At 48.7% G+C, this 15,788-nt stretch carries 16 protein-coding genes; 13 read left to right on the top strand and 3 right to left on the bottom strand.

The genetic code is table 11. The features are described 5' to 3' along the window. The first annotated feature begins 8 nt into the window (after nucleotides 1–8). The 5 genes from VP472_RS09200 to VP472_RS09180 are packed head-to-tail and all read left to right on the top strand — an operon-like array spanning nucleotide 9 to nucleotide 4,822. Entirely contained in the window at nucleotides 9–1,358 is a 1,350-nt protein-coding gene (locus VP472_RS09200; RefSeq protein ID WP_146276894.1) for an acetyl-CoA carboxylase biotin carboxylase subunit, read from the top strand. Beyond that, a complete protein-coding gene (locus VP472_RS09195; protein WP_007410121.1) occupies nucleotides 1,355–1,567 on the top strand; it encodes an acetyl-CoA carboxylase biotin carboxyl carrier protein subunit in 213 nt (70 codons plus the stop codon). Before VP472_RS09200 ends, VP472_RS09195 begins: the two co-directional genes overlap by 4 nt. A gap of 15 nt (nucleotides 1,568–1,582) precedes the next feature. Beyond that, entirely contained in the window at nucleotides 1,583–2,482 is a 900-nt protein-coding gene (locus VP472_RS09190; protein WP_094246878.1) for a hydroxymethylglutaryl-CoA lyase, read from the top strand. A 13-nt stretch (nucleotides 2,483–2,495) separates the two neighbouring features. Beyond that, nucleotides 2,496–3,275, top strand: a complete 780-nt coding sequence (locus tag VP472_RS09185; RefSeq protein WP_003153902.1) for an enoyl-CoA hydratase — start codon at nucleotides 2,496–2,498, stop codon at nucleotides 3,273–3,275. Between the two features lie 17 nt (nucleotides 3,276–3,292). Next, nucleotides 3,293–4,822, top strand: a complete 1,530-nt coding sequence (locus tag VP472_RS09180) for an acyl-CoA carboxylase subunit beta (protein ID WP_058906071.1) — start codon at nucleotides 3,293–3,295, stop codon at nucleotides 4,820–4,822. A gap of 54 nt (nucleotides 4,823–4,876) precedes the next feature. On the opposite strand, the gene VP472_RS09175 is transcribed toward VP472_RS09180, so the two are convergent. From VP472_RS09175 to VP472_RS09165, 3 genes are all read right to left on the bottom strand, one after another. Beyond that, a complete protein-coding gene (locus VP472_RS09175) occupies nucleotides 4,877–5,467 on the bottom strand; it encodes an undecaprenyl phosphate transporter UptA (protein WP_003153904.1) in 591 nt (196 codons plus the stop codon). 74 nt (nucleotides 5,468–5,541) lie between these two features. After that, complete coding sequence (gene galU, locus VP472_RS09170; protein WP_146276890.1) at nucleotides 5,542–6,435, bottom strand: UTP--glucose-1-phosphate uridylyltransferase GalU; 894 nt, start codon at nucleotides 6,433–6,435, stop codon at nucleotides 5,542–5,544. Between the two features lie 6 nt (nucleotides 6,436–6,441). Then, nucleotides 6,442–6,849, bottom strand: coding sequence for a GtrA family protein (locus tag VP472_RS09165; RefSeq protein WP_102422655.1), 408 nt, complete (start codon nucleotides 6,847–6,849; stop codon nucleotides 6,442–6,444). A gap of 279 nt (nucleotides 6,850–7,128) precedes the next feature. On the opposite strand from VP472_RS09165, the gene VP472_RS09160 reads away from it, so the two are divergent. The 8 genes from VP472_RS09160 to VP472_RS09125 all read left to right on the top strand — a co-directional run bounded on the left by VP472_RS09160 (nucleotide 7,129) and on the right by VP472_RS09125 (nucleotide 15,784). After that, on the top strand, nucleotides 7,129–7,899 hold the full coding sequence (locus tag VP472_RS09160; protein WP_146276888.1) for a 6-carboxyhexanoate--CoA ligase: 771 nt from the start codon (nucleotides 7,129–7,131) through the stop codon (nucleotides 7,897–7,899). Next, the gene (gene bioA, locus VP472_RS09155) at nucleotides 7,896–9,242 is read left to right on the top strand and encodes an adenosylmethionine--8-amino-7-oxononanoate transaminase (protein WP_146276886.1); all 1,347 of its coding nucleotides are present in this window, start codon (nucleotides 7,896–7,898) and stop codon (nucleotides 9,240–9,242) included. The genes VP472_RS09160 and bioA overlap by 4 nt, the downstream gene beginning before the upstream one ends. Then, complete coding sequence (gene bioF / locus VP472_RS09150; protein ID WP_153986663.1) at nucleotides 9,232–10,392, top strand: 8-amino-7-oxononanoate synthase; 1,161 nt, start codon at nucleotides 9,232–9,234, stop codon at nucleotides 10,390–10,392. The genes bioA and bioF overlap by 11 nt, the downstream gene beginning before the upstream one ends. After that, nucleotides 10,389–11,090 carry a dethiobiotin synthase gene (bioD, locus tag VP472_RS09145; RefSeq protein ID WP_146276882.1) on the top strand — a complete coding sequence of 234 codons (702 nt, stop codon included), beginning with the start codon at nucleotides 10,389–10,391 and terminating at the stop codon, nucleotides 11,088–11,090. The genes bioF and bioD overlap by 4 nt, the downstream gene beginning before the upstream one ends. A gap of 2 nt (nucleotides 11,091–11,092) precedes the next feature. Further along, the gene (bioB, locus tag VP472_RS09140; protein ID WP_003153914.1) at nucleotides 11,093–12,112 is read left to right on the top strand and encodes a biotin synthase BioB; all 1,020 of its coding nucleotides are present in this window, start codon (nucleotides 11,093–11,095) and stop codon (nucleotides 12,110–12,112) included. Nucleotide 12,113: 1 nt separating this feature from the next. Next, nucleotides 12,114–13,310, top strand: coding sequence for a cytochrome P450 (locus tag VP472_RS09135; protein ID WP_094246885.1), 1,197 nt, complete (start codon nucleotides 12,114–12,116; stop codon nucleotides 13,308–13,310). Between the two features lie 302 nt (nucleotides 13,311–13,612). Next, on the top strand, nucleotides 13,613–15,058 hold the full coding sequence (locus VP472_RS09130) for a GntP family permease (RefSeq protein ID WP_070081907.1): 1,446 nt from the start codon (nucleotides 13,613–13,615) through the stop codon (nucleotides 15,056–15,058). A 24-nt stretch (nucleotides 15,059–15,082) separates the two neighbouring features. Then, the gene (locus tag VP472_RS09125) at nucleotides 15,083–15,784 is read left to right on the top strand and encodes a CoA transferase subunit A (protein ID WP_003153920.1); all 702 of its coding nucleotides are present in this window, start codon (nucleotides 15,083–15,085) and stop codon (nucleotides 15,782–15,784) included. Nucleotides 15,785–15,788 lie beyond the last annotated feature (4 nt).

Below are 15,788 nucleotides of genomic sequence, written 5' to 3'. Positions count from 1 at the left end.
CTTCACATTTGTTTAAAAAAGTCCTGATTGCCAACAGAGGAGAAATCGCCTTAAGAATTATCCGCACCTGCAAACGCCTCGGCATCCCCTCGGCAGCTGTGTATTCAGAAGCCGACCGGGACGCGCTGCATGTAAAAGAGGCTGATGAGGCCTATCCGATCGGTAAATCGAGAGTAAATGAAAGCTATTTACATATCGACAGAATCATAGAAGCCGCCAAATCCGCCGGAGCGGACGCCATTCATCCGGGCTACGGGCTGCTGTCAGAAAACAGCCTGTTCGCCGAACGCTGCCGGAAGGAACAAATCACATTTATCGGCCCGCCCGGTGATATCATCGCCAAGATGGGCAGCAAGATAGAAGCCCGAAAAACGATGCAAAAAGCAAAGGTCCCGATTGTTCCCGGTGTTTCAGAGCCATTGCCCGATGTTCACTCCGCCTTAGCCGAAGCCCGTGCCATCGGCTTTCCGGTCATGCTGAAAGCGTCTGCAGGGGGAGGCGGAATCGGCATGCAGATCGTACATTCAGAAGAAGAGCTGGCCAAAGCGTTCGAAGGCAATCAAAAGCGGGCCGCGTCCTTTTTTGGAGACGGCGCAATGTATATGGAAAAGGTCATTGAAAATGCCCGTCATATTGAAATTCAGATTCTCGCAGATTCTTTCGGAAACACCGTTCATCTGTTTGAACGTGACTGTTCAGTACAAAGGCGCCACCAAAAAGTGATAGAAGAAGCGCCGTCGCCGTTTGTTGACGATGAATTAAGACAAAGACTCGGTGAAACCGCCGTTAAAGCCGCTAAATCGATCGGCTACCAAAATGCAGGCACAATAGAATTTCTCGTCGACCAAAAGAAACAAATCTATTTTTTAGAGATGAACACAAGACTGCAGGTGGAGCATCCGGTGACAGAAGAAATTACAGGACTGGATCTTGTGGAAGAACAGCTGAAAATCGCCGCCGGGCAGGTGCTGACTTTCTCGCAGAAAGATATCAACCACCGCGGTCATGCGATAGAAGTGCGGATCTATGCGGAAGATCCGGTCACCTTTTACCCGTCACCCGGTGCCATCTCGTCTTTTTCCGTTTTAAGACACCCGTCAGTGCGACACGAATGCGCCGTCGAAAAGGGAAGCGTCATTTCTCCGTTTTACGATCCGATGATTGCTAAAATGATCGTCACGGCGAATACGAGAAAACAAGCCATTGAACAACTGAAAACCGCCCTTGGCGAATATCATGTAGAAGGGATTAAAACCAACATTCCGCTGCTGACAAAAATTGCCCATTCAGAAGTGTTTGAAAAGGGTGAGGCAACAACCGGTTTTTTACAAACAATGAACGAGGGGGCGTCAAAATGAGCGTCATAAAAATTCAGATGGCGGGAAACCTGTGGAAAATTCATGTGAAGCCCGGTGATGTCATTGAAGAAGGACAGGAAGTGGCCATCTTGGAATCTATGAAAATGGAAATTCCGATTATCGCTGATGCAGCGGGTACGGTGAAAGAAGTGAAAAAATCAGAAGGTGATTTCACTGATGAAGGAGAGGTCCTGATTGAACTTCAATAAAACGGGAGGTGCAGCATGAACTGTCCGAAACATGTCCGCATCAATGAAGTAGGACCGCGTGACGGCTTGCAGAATGAATCGGCGTGGGTGGATACAGAAGATAAGATTGAGTGGATCAATATGCTGTCAAAAACAGGACTTCCCTATATCGAAGTGACATCATTCGTGCATCCGAGATGGATTCCGGCTCTTCGTGACAGCCTGGACGTCGCAAAAGGCATTGCCAGATCTGAACATACGGTCTACGCGGCTCTCGTTCCGAACCTCATCGGACTGGAGCATGCTGCAGAAGGCGGAATCGATCAGGCCTGTGTATTTTTATCTGCAAGCGAAACCCATAACCAAAAAAACGTAAACAAACCGATTGACCGGACCGTTCAAGAGCTCAGGCGGGTTATTACTGAAGCAAAAGCTGAAAAAATGGCGACGAGAGCTTATCTGTCTACTGTGTTCGGCTGTCCGTACGAACAGAACGTGCCGGTCGAACAAGTCATCCGCCTGTCAGACACCCTGCTCGAAATGGATGTTGATGAAATATCGCTCGGCGACACAATCGGCGCGGCAAACCCCTTGCAGGTCATAGCCGTGCTTGAAGCCCTTTTGCCGAGAATTCCCGCCTCAAAAATCGCACTCCATTTCCATGATACAAGAGGAACGGCTCTAGCGAATATCATTCCCGCTCTTGATATGGGGATTACATCCTTCGATACTTCCTCAGGCGGGCTTGGCGGCTGTCCGTATGCTCCGGGATCAGCAGGAAACGCCGCCACAGAAGACGTCATTTATATGCTCGAACAAATGGGGATTGATACCGGGACGGACATGAATAAACTTCTTTATGCCGCCGGCTGGATCGCGGATAAAATAGGCAAAGATCTGCCAAGCAGAAACCTGCAGGCATTCAGAACGAAATGAGAAAGGAGAAGCCATGGGAGATTGCGTCTTGTATTCCGTCTGTCAAGGAACGATCGGTCTGATCACGCTGAACCGCCCGCATGCGGCCAACTCACTGTCTTCAGAAATGATTGATCATTTACAGCGTGTGATTGAAGACATCAAAAACTCGCCATCCATTCGCTGTGTCATTCTCACCGGCTCCGGAAACACATTTTGCGCCGGCGCTGATTTAAAAGAGAGAGCGGGGATGAATCATGAACAAGTTAAGCAAAGCGTCAGGCGTATCGGTGAAACGGCTGCATCCATTGAAGCTCTCCCGCAGCCGGTCATTGCAGCGCTGAACGGAACCGCTGTCGGAGGAGGCCTTGAACTCGCTCTCGCCTGCGATATCAGAACAGCCGTCAGCCGGGCGGGCCTCGGCCTTCCTGAAACAGGGCTTGCAATCATTCCCGGGGCGGGCGGAACGCAGAGACTGCCCCGGCTTATCGGCCCCGGCGCGGCAAAAGAATTGATCTATACCGGCCGAAGGCTTTCTGCCGAAGAGGGAAAAGACATGAAGCTGATCGAGCATGTTTGTGAAGCCGATGAACTTATGGAAAAAGCAAAAGCACTGGCCGGCCGCATCGCCGCTAATGGGCCGATCGCCGTCAGACAAGCAAAATCCGCGATAAACAAGGGTCTGGAGACAGATCTCAATACAGGGCTCGAAATCGAACGAAAAGCATATGAACAAGTCATCCCCACACTTGACAGAGAAGAGGGCCTGCGCGCTTTTAAAGAAAAAAGACCCCCTGAATACAAAGGAAAATAAAACATGGAGGGACTCGGATGGATTACGAAAAAGAACGGCAGACACGCAGCAAAACGATTGAAAAGGGAGGAGCCGCGAAATATCACGCAAGCAATGAAAAGAAGGGGAAACTTTTTGTAAGAGACAGGCTGAAGCTTTTATTCGATGACGGCATATCCGTTGAAGACGCTTTTTTCGCCGAGTGCATGTCAGACGGACTGCCGGCTGACGGGGTCGTTACCGGGATCGGAACCATCGGCGGCAGAACCGTTTGTGTGATGGCAAATGACTCAACCGTAAAGGCGGGCTCGTGGGGCGCGAAAACGGTGGAAAAAATCATCCGCATTCAGGAGACAGCGGAGAAGCTTCAGTGTCCGCTCTTGTACTTAGTCGATTCCGCAGGTGCGAGAATTACGGATCAGGTCGACATGTTCCCGGGCAGAAGGGGAGCCGGCCGCATCTTTTATAATCAAGTAAAGCTGTCGGGCCGCATTCCGCAAATCTGTTTATTGTTCGGTCCTTCCGCTGCAGGCGGCGCTTACATTCCGGCCTTTTGCGACATTGTCATTATGGTCGAAGGCAATGCATCCATGTACTTAGGTTCCCCGCGCATGGCAGAAATGGTGATCGGCGAGAAAGTATCGCTTGAAGAAATGGGCGGCGCCCGTATGCATTGTTCCGTATCAGGCTGCGGTGATCTCCTCGCCCCGACGGAACAGGAAGCAATCTTGATGGCGCAGACATATCTCAGCTACTTTCCGGCAAATTATACTGAAAAAGCGCCCGTCAACAAATCTAAGAACCCGAAAGCTTTTGAAAAACCGCTCTCAGATGTCATCCCGGCACATCAAAACGCACCGTTCAACATGATGGATTTAATTGAACGTGTTATTGATGAAGACTCATTTTTTGAGATCAAACCGTTATTTGCGCAGGAATTAATAACGGGGCTTGCGCGGATTCACGGACAGCCGGTCGGCATTATCGCCAATCAGCCGCGTGTCAAAGGCGGAGTTTTATTTCTCGATTCGGCGGATAAAGCCGCAAAATTTATCGCTTTGTGCGACGCATTCCATATTCCGCTTCTGTTTTTAGCAGACATTCCCGGATTCATGATCGGAACGAAGGTTGAGCAGGCGGGCATCATCAGGCATGGCGCAAAAATGATCTCCGCAATGGCGGAAGCGACTGTTCCGAAGCTTTCCGTTATCGTCAGAAAAGCCTACGGTGCCGGATTATACGCGATGGCGGGGCCTGCTTTTGAACCGGACTGCTGTTTAGCGCTTCCGACTGCGCAAATTGCCGTAATGGGTCCTGAAGCAGCGGTGAATGCGGTCTACGCAAACAAAATCAGCGAGCTGGCCCCTGAAGAAAGGCCGGCTTTTATTCAAGAAAAGCGTGATGAATATAAGGAAGACATTAACCTTTACCGGCTTGCCTCTGAAATGGTGATTGACGGCATTGTTCCTGCTGATTCCTTGCGGGAAGAACTCAATAAACGCCTCACTGCTTACATGTCCAAACAACTGACATTCACACACCGGAAACACCCCGTATACCCGGTATAAATAAAAAAAGACTGCATAGATCCGGCTCGGCAGCCGTTCTTATGCAGTCTTTTTTCACAGTCTTGATCTCATTTTCTTCACAACAAAATAAACAACAATAAATACGAGAGCCAATATAATGATCGGAGTTGTATACATTCCGGCATAGCTGTCTACGTCTTTCCACTGTCCCCCGAGCTGATACCCGAGATAAACGAAAATGACAGACCACGGAATAATGGCAAGCGTCGTCAATATGACAAACTTGGAAAGAGGCATTTTCGCAAGGCCGGCCGGGATGGAGATCGCATGTCTGACGACCGGGATAAAACGCGCCGAGAACACAACGCCGGCGCCGTAACGGCGAAACCAGTTTTCCGCAACATCAACATGATGCTTTTTCAGAAGTAAGTACTTGCCGTACTTGTCCAAAAACGGCCGTCCCCCATAACGGGCGATCCAGTAAATAAAGCACTGCGCGATCGTTCCCCCGATCACACCGGCGACAATGGCGCCGATAAAGCTGATCGTGCCTTCTGACACCATATAGCCTCCGTAAGCCAGAACGATTTCACTCGGAATGATTTCGATCATTAATCCGAGCGCAATCCCTAAATAGCCCATACTTGTCAGCCAGGATAATATTTCATTAATAAAATTGCCCACACTGTTCACAACCTCTTTATCTTTTTACCCAATTATATGACTGATTGACAAGCAAAATGGTTACAAATTATTTTTTAACGCACGATTTCTTCAGATTCTCTTTTTAACACCTCTTCTAAATAAGCTAAAAGTTTCGGTCTCATTTCTTCCCGCAGAAGCCCGATCTCCGTGCCGGCCTTAAAACAGCCGAACTTATCTCCTATATCAAACCGGCTTCCTTCAAGCTCCCGCGCGTAAATGCTTCGGGTGCGGCATACTTCGCGCAGCGCGTCTGTCAATTGGATTTCGCTGCCCGCGCCTCTTCCGATCGTCTTCAGCGCTTTAAAAATGGCAGGGGTTAATATGTAACGACCCAACACGGCAATATGAGAGGGCGCCTTTTCAACGGCCGGTTTCTCAATCAGATCCTCAACCCGGTACACATGACCGCTCTGCCGCCCCGTCTGTATAATACCATATTTGCTGACATCAGCAGGATCGACGGGCTGTACGCCGATCGTTTCTGTGCCGTGTTGGTTATAGACGTCTATGAGCTGTGAAAGAGCGGGAGTGTCAGATACCATAATATCATCACCTAAGAGAACGGCAAAAGGCTCATCTCCGATAAAATGCTCCGCACACAGCACCGCATGGCCTAGTCCGAGCGGTTCTTTCTGACGGATGTAATGAATATTGGCCAAATCGGCAATCCGCTGCATTTCCTTCAGCGTCTCTGACTTGCCTTTTTCCTCAAGATTGAATTCCAACTCCGCCGACCGGTCAAAATGATCTTCAATCGAGCGTTTGTTTCTCCCTGTAATAATCAGTATATCTTCAATTCCTGACGCTGCGGCCTCTTCGACAATATATTGGATTGCCGGTTTGTCGACGATCGGCAGCATTTCTTTCGGCTGCGCCTTTGTCGCCGGCAGAAATCTCGTTCCTAAACCCGCTGCGGGGATGACCGCTTTTCTCACTTTTTTTCTCATCCATCTTCACTCCTGATCCTGTATGTTTTTCAGCGAATCTCCAAATACCCAGATTCGGTTTCCGATAAAATTCATCATCATTCCGCCGATAGTGGCGGCGAGCTTACTCACCAAAAGCGAACAGCCGCCTTTTTGAAACGCGTACAGCAGCAAAAAGGTGATTCCCGACGCGGCAAGATTAATGATGAGAAAGCGCACGATCTCTTTCCCGCCAGCCTTGCGCTTTACACGAAACGTCCACTTCCGGTTCCACACATAGCTGTTGATGATCCCTGCCGAATAGGAGCAGATCTGCGCCGGCAGATAGGGGACATGGCAAGCGGTGAGAAGAAAGAAGACACCAAAATCGATCAGCGTATTGCCGGCGCCCACGGTGCAAAAACGGCCTGCTGTCTTTACTTTTTCTTTCAGCATAACGGCATCCGGTTTTGACCTCCCTTCATAAGTAAGATGCGGATCGCTGTCCTATTTGTTGATATGGATTACTTTAGCGGACAGTGTTGAATAAACAATTACTAAAATATGAACAAAACATGAAAACGTAATGAGGCTTTGTAAAACCCATTAAGTTAACAGTTTTATAGTTTAGGTTGACATATTACGTGCAAGACACTAATATTCTGTATGAGTGTTAACCTTTTATTATTTTGGTTAACATTAAATTTCGAAATAAAAGAAAGGAGGGAAATTTTCATGCGGGAAGAGACCTATTACAGCGTCAGAATGAGAGCTTCCCGAAACGCCCCCCATGAGCAGGGCGGAAAACATATTTCCGGCGGAGAACGGCTCATCACTTACAGCGGTTTACAGGAAGCGGTAGATGGCTTATTACATAAAGGCTTCTCACATTCAAGAGGGATACCTGATTTTATGCAGATTCAGCTTGAAAGCGTTCATGAACCGATCGAAACGATCCGCCCTTTGCCGGTTGCCCTCCATCAAACAGACACGCCGGAAAAAGGACAAGCAATTGCCCGCAAGCTTCTGCAAAAGGCGGGGATTCCTCCGCACATGATAGAGAAAGCGTACGAAAACATTACGGAATATGCAGAAGCAAGAGGAGCGGTCCTGTTTGATATCCGGGCAGGAAAACGCATTGACGGCAGAGGAAATAGAGGTGTGCGGGTATCCCGAGTGGATTGGCCGTCACATGATTTTCAAAAATGGGCTTTTACTCACAACATGCCGGAAAATTCACGAATAAAAGAAGCACATGCCATCGCGGCAAAAGTTTGCGCACATCCGGGAATTATTGCCGAATTGTGCTGGTCAGATGACCCTGATTACATAACAGGCTACGTTGCCGCAAAGAAGCTGGGATATCAGCGGATTGCCAAGATGAAGAATGCCGGAGATGAAAGGGGATGCCGGGTTTTCTTTACTGATGGCTCCATAGATACGGAGAGCTGTATCCATTTTTTAGAGAAGCAGCCTGTATTCATTCAGCGGGAGGAGAACATATGAAACAATCAATGATTGAAAAAAGCAAACAGCATCTTTGGCTGCCTTTCACACAAATGAAAGATTACGATGAAGATCCGTTAATCATTGAAAGCGGAAACGGGATCATGCTGAAAGACATCAGCGGCAAAGAATATTATGACGGCTTTTCTTCAGTATGGCTCAATGTACACGGCCACCGCAAAAAAGAAATGGATGAAGCGATTCAAAAACAGCTTGAAAAAATCGCTCATTCGACTTTGCTGGGTATGACAAACGTTCCCGCAACAGAACTTGCGGAGATGCTGACGGGCATCACACCGGAAAAGCTGACGCGCGTTTTTTACTCCGACAGCGGAGCGGAAGCAATGGAAATCGCTCTGAAAATGGCCTTTCAATACTGGAAAAACGTAGGGAGACCTAAGAAGCAGACGTTTATTTCGATGCAGAACGGCTATCACGGCGATACGATCGGAGCCGTCAGCGTCGGCTCCATTGAACTCTTCCACCATGTGTACGGCCCGCTGATGTTTGAAAGCTACAAAGCCCCGATTCCTTATGTATACAGATCTGAAAGCGGCGACCCCATACAGTGCCGGGATGAATGCCTTCACGCGCTCGAACAGCTGCTTGCAAAACACCACGAAGAGATTGCCGCACTTACGATTGAATCGATGGTGCAAGGCGCATCCGGGATGATCGTCATGCCTGAAGGCTTTCTGGCAGGCGTACGAAAGCTGTGTACGGCATATGCTGTGTTAATGATCGTTGACGAAGTGGCGACGGGGTTCGGCCGCACCGGAAAAATGTTTGCCTGCGAGCATGAAAATGTCCAGCCGGACTTGATGGCGGCAGGGAAAGGCATTACGGGAGGCTATTTGCCGATCGCTGTGACGTTTGCCACAGAAGCCATTTATGAAGCCTTCTACGATGACTACGACAAAATGAAAACATTTTTCCACGGCCATTCCTATACAGGAAATCAGCTTGGCTGTGCCGCGGCAATTGAAAATCTGCGTTTATTCGAATCAGAGCGCATCGTTGAACGAGTCGCCGAAAAATCAAAAACGGCTGCGAAATTTCTTCATGATCTGAAGCAGCTTCCTCATGTCGGCGATGTCCGCCAGCTCGGTTTGATGTGCGGCATAGAGCTTGTGCAGGATAAGGGGACAAAACAGCCTTATCCGCCTGAAAAGCGGATGGGATACAAGGTGTCCTTGAAAATGAGAGAGCTGGGTATGCTGACACGGCCGCTCGGTGACGTCATCGCCTTTCTTCCGCCGCTCGCCAGCACAACCGACCAGTTACAAGCCATGATCTCCATTATGAAAAAAGCGATAGCCGAGGTGACCGGCCGTGGATTTTGACGGATGGCTCCTCAAAAGGCTCGATGCGGTGAAAAGAGACGGGCTGTATCGGACGCTGCGAACACAGGAAACCGCTCTTAAAACCAAGGGGCAAAAGCGGCAGACCTGGGCGTCCAATGACTATTTAGGCCTGTCAAAAGATGAACGGCTGATCACAGCCGCGCAAACAGCGCTGAGCCGGTTCGGAGCGGGAAGCGGCGGCTCACGGTTAACGACAGGAAATACTGTGTGGCACGAAAAACTTGAACAAACAATCGCGGACTTTAAACAGACGGAAGCGGCTTTATTATTTTCAAGCGGTTACTTGGCGAATATCGGCGTGCTTGCCTCACTGCCTCAAAAAGGCGATGTCATTTTAAGCGATCAACTGAACCATGCGAGCATTGTTGACGGCTGCCGTTTATCAAAAGCGGAAACCATCGTGTACCGCCATATTGATATGGATGATCTTGAGAAAAAACTTGCCTCCATCCAGACGCGGAACCGCCGCTTTATCGTCACAGACGGCGTTTTCAGCATGGACGGCACAATTGCGCCTCTTGACCGCATAATGGCGCTTGCAAAGCAGTACCAGGCATTTGTGATAGCAGATGACGCGCATGCAACCGGTGTACTCGGGGAAAACGGCGGAGGAACCAGTGACTATTTCGGTGTTTGTCCTGATGTTGTCATCGGCACATTAAGCAAAGCTGTAGGAACGGAAGGCGGTTTTGCCGCGGGATCAAACATTTTCATTGATTTTTTGCTGAATCAGGCGAGGACGTTTATTTTTCAGACGGCCCTCCCTCCGTCAATTTGTGCGGCTTCGCATACGGCATTTGACCTCATATCAGATATGCACGATACGCGCCGTGAGCTGCAGTCGTCTGTCAAAAAGATAAAAACGCGTCTGGCCGATATGGGCTTTATCGTAAGAGGCGGGGATACACCGATTATCCCCGTTATCATCGGTGATGCAAAAACAGCGGTTTCAGCCGCTGCGCTGCTTGAGAAAAAGGGAATCTGCGCCCCGGCCATCCGCCCGCCCGCCGTTCCGGAAGGCGAAAGCAGAATCAGGCTGACCGTTACGGCGGATCGCAGCTTACAGGACATAGACGAGCTGACAGAAGCATTTGATTCCATTAGAAAAGAGCTGAATATAAACAAATGAGAAGTTTTTTTGTCACAGGAACAGATACCGGCGTCGGAAAAACCATCGTTTCTTGCGGACTTGCCGCGGCATTCAGGCAGAAACAGGCGGATATCGGAGTGTTTAAGCCGTTTTTAAGCGGCGTGCCGCGGACTCATCCGGAAAGTGACACCTCGCTGTTGAAAAACATGTCACAAACCGCACTGTCTCATGAAGAAATCACGCCATTTGAATGGAAAGAGCCGCTTGCGCCGTACACGGCCGCCATGCTTGAGGGGAAATCCGTGAGCATGGATGAAGTCATGGCCCACTGGAGTAAGATCAAAAATCGTCATGAGTGTTTCATCGTCGAGGGGGCAGGCGGCATTTCCGTTCCGCTTGGTGAAAATTACTTAGTCAGTGATTTGATAAAAGCCTTGGAATTACCGGCAGTGATTGTCGCCAGGCCTGATCTCGGAACCATCAATCACACATATTTAACCGTTGAATATGCGAAAAACATGGGAATAGAGGTTCTCGGCATTATGATCAACGGCGTAAAGAGCCGGCCGGGGCTGGACGAGAAGACAAACCCGAGCATGATTGAAACATTATGCAAAGTTCCGATTTTGGGAATCACACCGAAGCTGGATCTCGTTTCACCGGAAAACATTCAACACATGATTGAGAAACATATAGATGTTTCCTCTTTCATGAATCTGACACAAATGGGGAGATAAACATGAATCAATGGATGGATCTTGCAGAGAGAGTGCTGGACGGGGCGGAAGTAACGAATCAAGAAGCGCTGGCCATTTTAAATTGTCCTGATGAGGATCTTTTATTGCTGATGCATGCCGCTTTTCATATCAGAAAACGATTTTACGGAAAAAAAGTAAAGCTGAATATGATTATGAATGCAAAATCAGGCCTGTGTCCGGAAAATTGCGGGTACTGTTCACAATCTTCAATATCAAAAGCGCCGATCGAGTCTTATCGGATGGTGGATAAGCATATATTGCTTAAGGGGGCAAAACGCGCCCATGACCTGAATATAGGGACATACTGCATCGTCGCCAGCGGGCGGGGACCGTCGAACAGAGAAGTAGATCAAGTTGTTGATGCTGTCAAAGAAATTAAAGAAACGTACGGTTTAAAAATCTGCGCATGCCTCGGTCTGCTGAAGCCGGAACAGGCAGAGCGGCTGAAACAGGCAGGAGTAGACCGGTACAATCATAACATCAATACATCACAAAGGAATCACTCAAACATTACGACCTCCCACACGTATGACGACAGGGTCAATACGGTGGAAACGGCGAAACAATCGGGGATGTCGCCTTGTTCGGGTGTCATCGTCGGCATGAAAGAAACGAAACAGGACGTCATTGATATGGCGAACAGCTTAAAAGCGCTTGACGCCGACAGCATCCCGGTTAATTTTCTGCATGCGATTGACGGAACTCCGTTAGAAGGGGTAAGCGAATTACATCCGGTGTATTGCCTGAAAGTGCTGGCCTTGTTCCGTTTTATCAATCCGTCAAAAGAAATCCGTATCTCAGGAGGCCGGGAAGTCAACCTTCGTTCGCTGCAGCCGCTGGGACTTTACGCCGCAAATTCGATTTTCGTCGGAGATTACTTAACGACAGCAGGGCAGCATGAAACAGAGGATCATCAAATGCTCCATGATTTAGGGTTTGAAGTCGAATCCGTTGAAGAAATGAAAGCCGGCCTGCAATCCGCCTGCAATACGGAGGTATAAGATGACGGCTGGCCTATCAAGTGCACATCCGTCTCTCCATGCGGATTCGGATTTTTGGAATGACCCTTACCCGTTTTATGAAAAACTGCGATCCATTGATCCTGTTTATAAAGGAACCGTATTAAAACATCCGGGCTGGTATGTCACCGGGTACAAAGAGGCGGCATCGATTCTGAAAGACACCCGATTTAAAAACCGCATTCCTCTTCCGGAAGCTTCAACGAAATATCAAAATCTATCGCATATCCAGCACGATATGCTGTTATTTAAAAATCAATCAGACCATAAGCGGATGCGGATGCTTATAGGTAAAGAATTTACCGCAAAGACGGCGGAATCACTTCGCCCCTGTATAAAAGAAACGGTTCATGACTTGTTGGATCAAATCCAAAACAAAAAAACCGCAGACCTTGTTTCAGAGTTTGCCTTTCCATTGGCAAGCCTCATCATTGCGGAGATACTCGGAGTGCCGAAAGAGGAGAGATATCAATTCAGACAATGGACGGCAGACGTCATTCAGGCCATTGATCTTACCCGGTCAAGAAAGACGTTAGTCAGAGCAAGCGACACCGCAGGCAGGCTGACTGCATATTTCAGAGATTTGATTCACGAGCGGAAAGCACATCCTCAGGAAGACTTAATCAGCAGGTTTATCATGGGGAAACAGCTTTCAAAAGACGAAGTGCTCGCGACATGTATCTTACTTGTCATAGCCGGACACGAGACGACGGTAAACCTCATGAGCAACGGTGTGTTTACTTTATTGAAACACCCTGAACAGCTTAGCGCACTGAGAGAAAACCCCTCGCTTATTGAAACTGCTGTCGAGGAATGTCTGCGCTACGACAGCCCCGCGCAGCTGACGGCACGCACCGCTTCAGAAGACTGTGAAATAAATGGAAAAACCATAAAAAAAGGAGAGCAGGTATACATCTTTTTAGGAGCAGCCAATCGCGATCCAAGCATATTCGATCAGCCTCATAAAATGGACATCCAAAGAAAACCGAATCCGCATCTTGCATTCGGAAAGAACGCCCATTTTTGCATAGGCTCCTCATTAGCGCGCATCGAAGCACAAATTGCAATTCTCACACTGTTTGAGCGGATGCCTAAGCTTCGGCTGGCCGCACACCGCCTTGAATACCGCAAGCTCATTGGTTTTAGGTCGCTCAAAGAGCTTCCGGTTGTCCTTGGCTGAATGACCATGCAGGAGGGCCGGATTTTATCGGTTCCTCTTGCAGGAAATAAATGAAAGAAAAAAGAATACATATTTATAAAGCAAAAATCCTCTCTGATCCATCTCACTATCCCTAAAAAAACTCACTGCTCAGCCAATCAATATCATGAAGCAAGGGTCTCCTTTTTTTCGCCAAAACGGAAAATTCACCGTGATGCACATTTTTTCAGCCTCAGAAACTGTGCAAAACCGGCATGTTTTTTGCTTTATTTTCTCGATTTTTGTAAGCGCTTACTAATTTTGAGCAGAAAAGAGGGGGATTTGTGGACATTGTTATTATTTTATTGGCATTAGGCATGCTGATGTTTGCGGCTTACCGGGGCTTTTCAGTCATTTTATTCGCCCCGATTTGTGCGCTGTTTGCCGTGCTTCTTACAGATCCAAGCTTCGTACTTCCTTTCTTCTCGAATATATTTATGGAGAAGATGGTAGGATTTATTAAGCTGTATTTTCCCGTATTTCTTTTAGGGGCCGTTTTTGGCAAGGTTGTTGAAATATCCGGGCTCGCCGAGTCGATTGCAAAAACAATCGTCAGGCTTGTGGGAGCAAAAAGAGCCATTCTCGCCATCGTCTTAATGGGTGCGATTTTAACGTACAGCGGCGTCAGTCTCTTCGTAGCGGTGTTTGCCATTTATCCGTTTGCTAAAAACCTATTTATTAAAGCTGATATTCCCAAGCGTCTGATACCCGGTACGATTGCATTGGGCGCCTTTACTTTTACAATGGATGCGCTTCCCGGCACACCGCAAATTCAAAATGTCATTCCGACAGCTTTTTTTAAAACAAACATTTATGCCGCTCCCTGGCTCGGACTGATTGGTGCAGCATTTGTGCTTACGGCCGGAATGATTTATTTAGAATCACGGCGCAAAAAAGCGGCCAATGCCGGAGAAGGCTATGCTGGATTTCAATCTGAAGTTTCCGCTGCAGAGGAATCCTCAGGTCTGGCTAATGAAAAACATACGCCTGTTTTACCGCAGGAGGCAGAACCCAGCCCCGCGCGGCAAGTGCTCGCCTTTGTTCCGCTTATCCTTGTGGGAGTCATGAACAAATGCTTCACGATGTGGCTCCCGCATTGGTACCCTGACGGATTTGATTTTGCGCAGCTCGGTTTAGAAGCGTTCGGGAAGATTGACCTTTCCTCCGTCACTGCGATCTGGTCAGTAGAACTCGCACTATTCATCGGAATCATGACAACGATTTTGTTCGATTGGAAAAAAGTGCTCTTCAATTTGAAAGAAGGACTGAATGAGGGCATCGGGGGTGCCTTGCTGGCGTCGATGAATACAGGAGCCGAATACGGATTTGGCGGCATCATTGCGGCGCTTCCCGGCTTTAAAATGGTCAGCAGCGGCATATCGCAGACGTTTACTGATCCGCTCGTCAACGGAGCGGTGACGACCACTGCGCTTGCCGGGATTACAGGATCGGCATCAGGAGGAATGGGCATCGCTTTAAGCACGATGTCAGCAGCGTATACAGAAGCAATCAATACATTCCACATCCCGCCGGAGGTCATGCACCGGGTGATTTCGATGGCCTCCGGCGGGATGGACACTCTTCCGCATAATGGCGCCGTCATTACGCTGCTCGCGGTCACCGGGTTGACCCACCGCCAATCCTACAAGGATATCTTTGCCATTACCGTCATTAAAACAGCCGCTGTGTTTGTCATCATCGCCATTTACAGTCTGACGGGCCTTGTGTAGCCAAAACAGAAAGGGGAAACGAATATGGGAAAAGGAAAAGTGATGGACTCTTATAAAGATGCTGCTGCACTGATCAAGGACGGAGACACCCTCATCGCAGGAGGCTTCGGCCTGTGCGGCATTCCGGAACAATTAATTCTCGCGATCAGGGACAGCGGCGTGAAAAACTTGACCGTTGTCAGTAATAACTGCGGTGTTGATGATTGGGGGTTAGGCCTCTTGCTTGCAAACCGGCAGATCAAAAAAATGGTCGCATCCTATGTCGGAGAAAACAAAACCTTTGAACGGCAGTTTTTAAGCGGAGAGCTGGAAGTCGAATTGGTGCCCCAAGGAACGCTCGCAGAAAGAATTCGCGCGGGAGGGGCGGGCATTCCGGCGTTTTATACACCTGCGGGCGTCGGAACATCAGTAGCCGAGGGAAAAGAACATAAGACATTTGACGGGCGCACCTATCTTCTGGAGAAAGGGATTACAGGGAACGCCGCCATCGTAAAGGCCTGGAAAGCCGATCCTCTGGGCAACCTGATGTTCAGAAAGACGGCGAGAAATTTCAATCCGCTCGCTGCAATGGCAGGCAAAGTGACGATTGCAGAGGCTGAAGAAATCGTCGATGCCGGAGAGCTTGATCCCGATCAAATTCATACGCCGGGTATTTTTGTGCAGCACGTGCTGCTTGGCGGGATTCATGAAAAACGGATTGAACGCCGCACCGTCCGGCAAGCATGATAAA

The sequence above is a fragment of the Bacillus sp. MT(2024) genome (assembly GCF_036362845.1).
In the GTDB taxonomy this organism is placed as follows: Bacteria; Bacillota; Bacilli; order Bacillales; family Bacillaceae; genus Bacillus; species Bacillus velezensis.
Note: the sequence above shows the minus strand (reverse complement) of the source record. Positions and strands in the feature narration are given on the sequence as shown.

Bases quoted from the DNA above. Each gene is read 5' to 3' on its own strand.
- VP472_RS09180 (WP_058906071.1), top strand. From the start codon at position 3,293: ATGGATTACGAAAAAGAACGGCAGACACGCAGCAAAACGATTGAAAAG.
- galU (WP_146276890.1), bottom strand. From the start codon at position 6,435: ATGAGAAAAAAAGTGAGAAAAGCGGTCATCCCCGCAGCGGGTTTAGGA.
- VP472_RS09185 (WP_003153902.1), top strand. From the start codon at position 2,496: ATGGGAGATTGCGTCTTGTATTCCGTCTGTCAAGGAACGATCGGTCTG.
- VP472_RS09160 (WP_146276888.1), top strand. From the start codon at position 7,129: ATGCGGGAAGAGACCTATTACAGCGTCAGAATGAGAGCTTCCCGAAAC.
- VP472_RS09195 (WP_007410121.1), top strand. From the start codon at position 1,355: ATGAGCGTCATAAAAATTCAGATGGCGGGAAACCTGTGGAAAATTCAT.
- VP472_RS09165 (WP_102422655.1), bottom strand. From the start codon at position 6,849: ATGCTGAAAGAAAAAGTAAAGACAGCAGGCCGTTTTTGCACCGTGGGC.
- bioA (WP_146276886.1), top strand. From the start codon at position 7,896: ATGAAACAATCAATGATTGAAAAAAGCAAACAGCATCTTTGGCTGCCT.
- VP472_RS09190 (WP_094246878.1), top strand. From the start codon at position 1,583: ATGAACTGTCCGAAACATGTCCGCATCAATGAAGTAGGACCGCGTGAC.
- VP472_RS09125 (WP_003153920.1), top strand. From the start codon at position 15,083: ATGGGAAAAGGAAAAGTGATGGACTCTTATAAAGATGCTGCTGCACTG.
- VP472_RS09135 (WP_094246885.1), top strand. From the start codon at position 12,114: ATGACGGCTGGCCTATCAAGTGCACATCCGTCTCTCCATGCGGATTCG.
- bioB (WP_003153914.1), top strand. From the start codon at position 11,093: ATGAATCAATGGATGGATCTTGCAGAGAGAGTGCTGGACGGGGCGGAA.
- bioD (WP_146276882.1), top strand. From the start codon at position 10,389: ATGAGAAGTTTTTTTGTCACAGGAACAGATACCGGCGTCGGAAAAACC.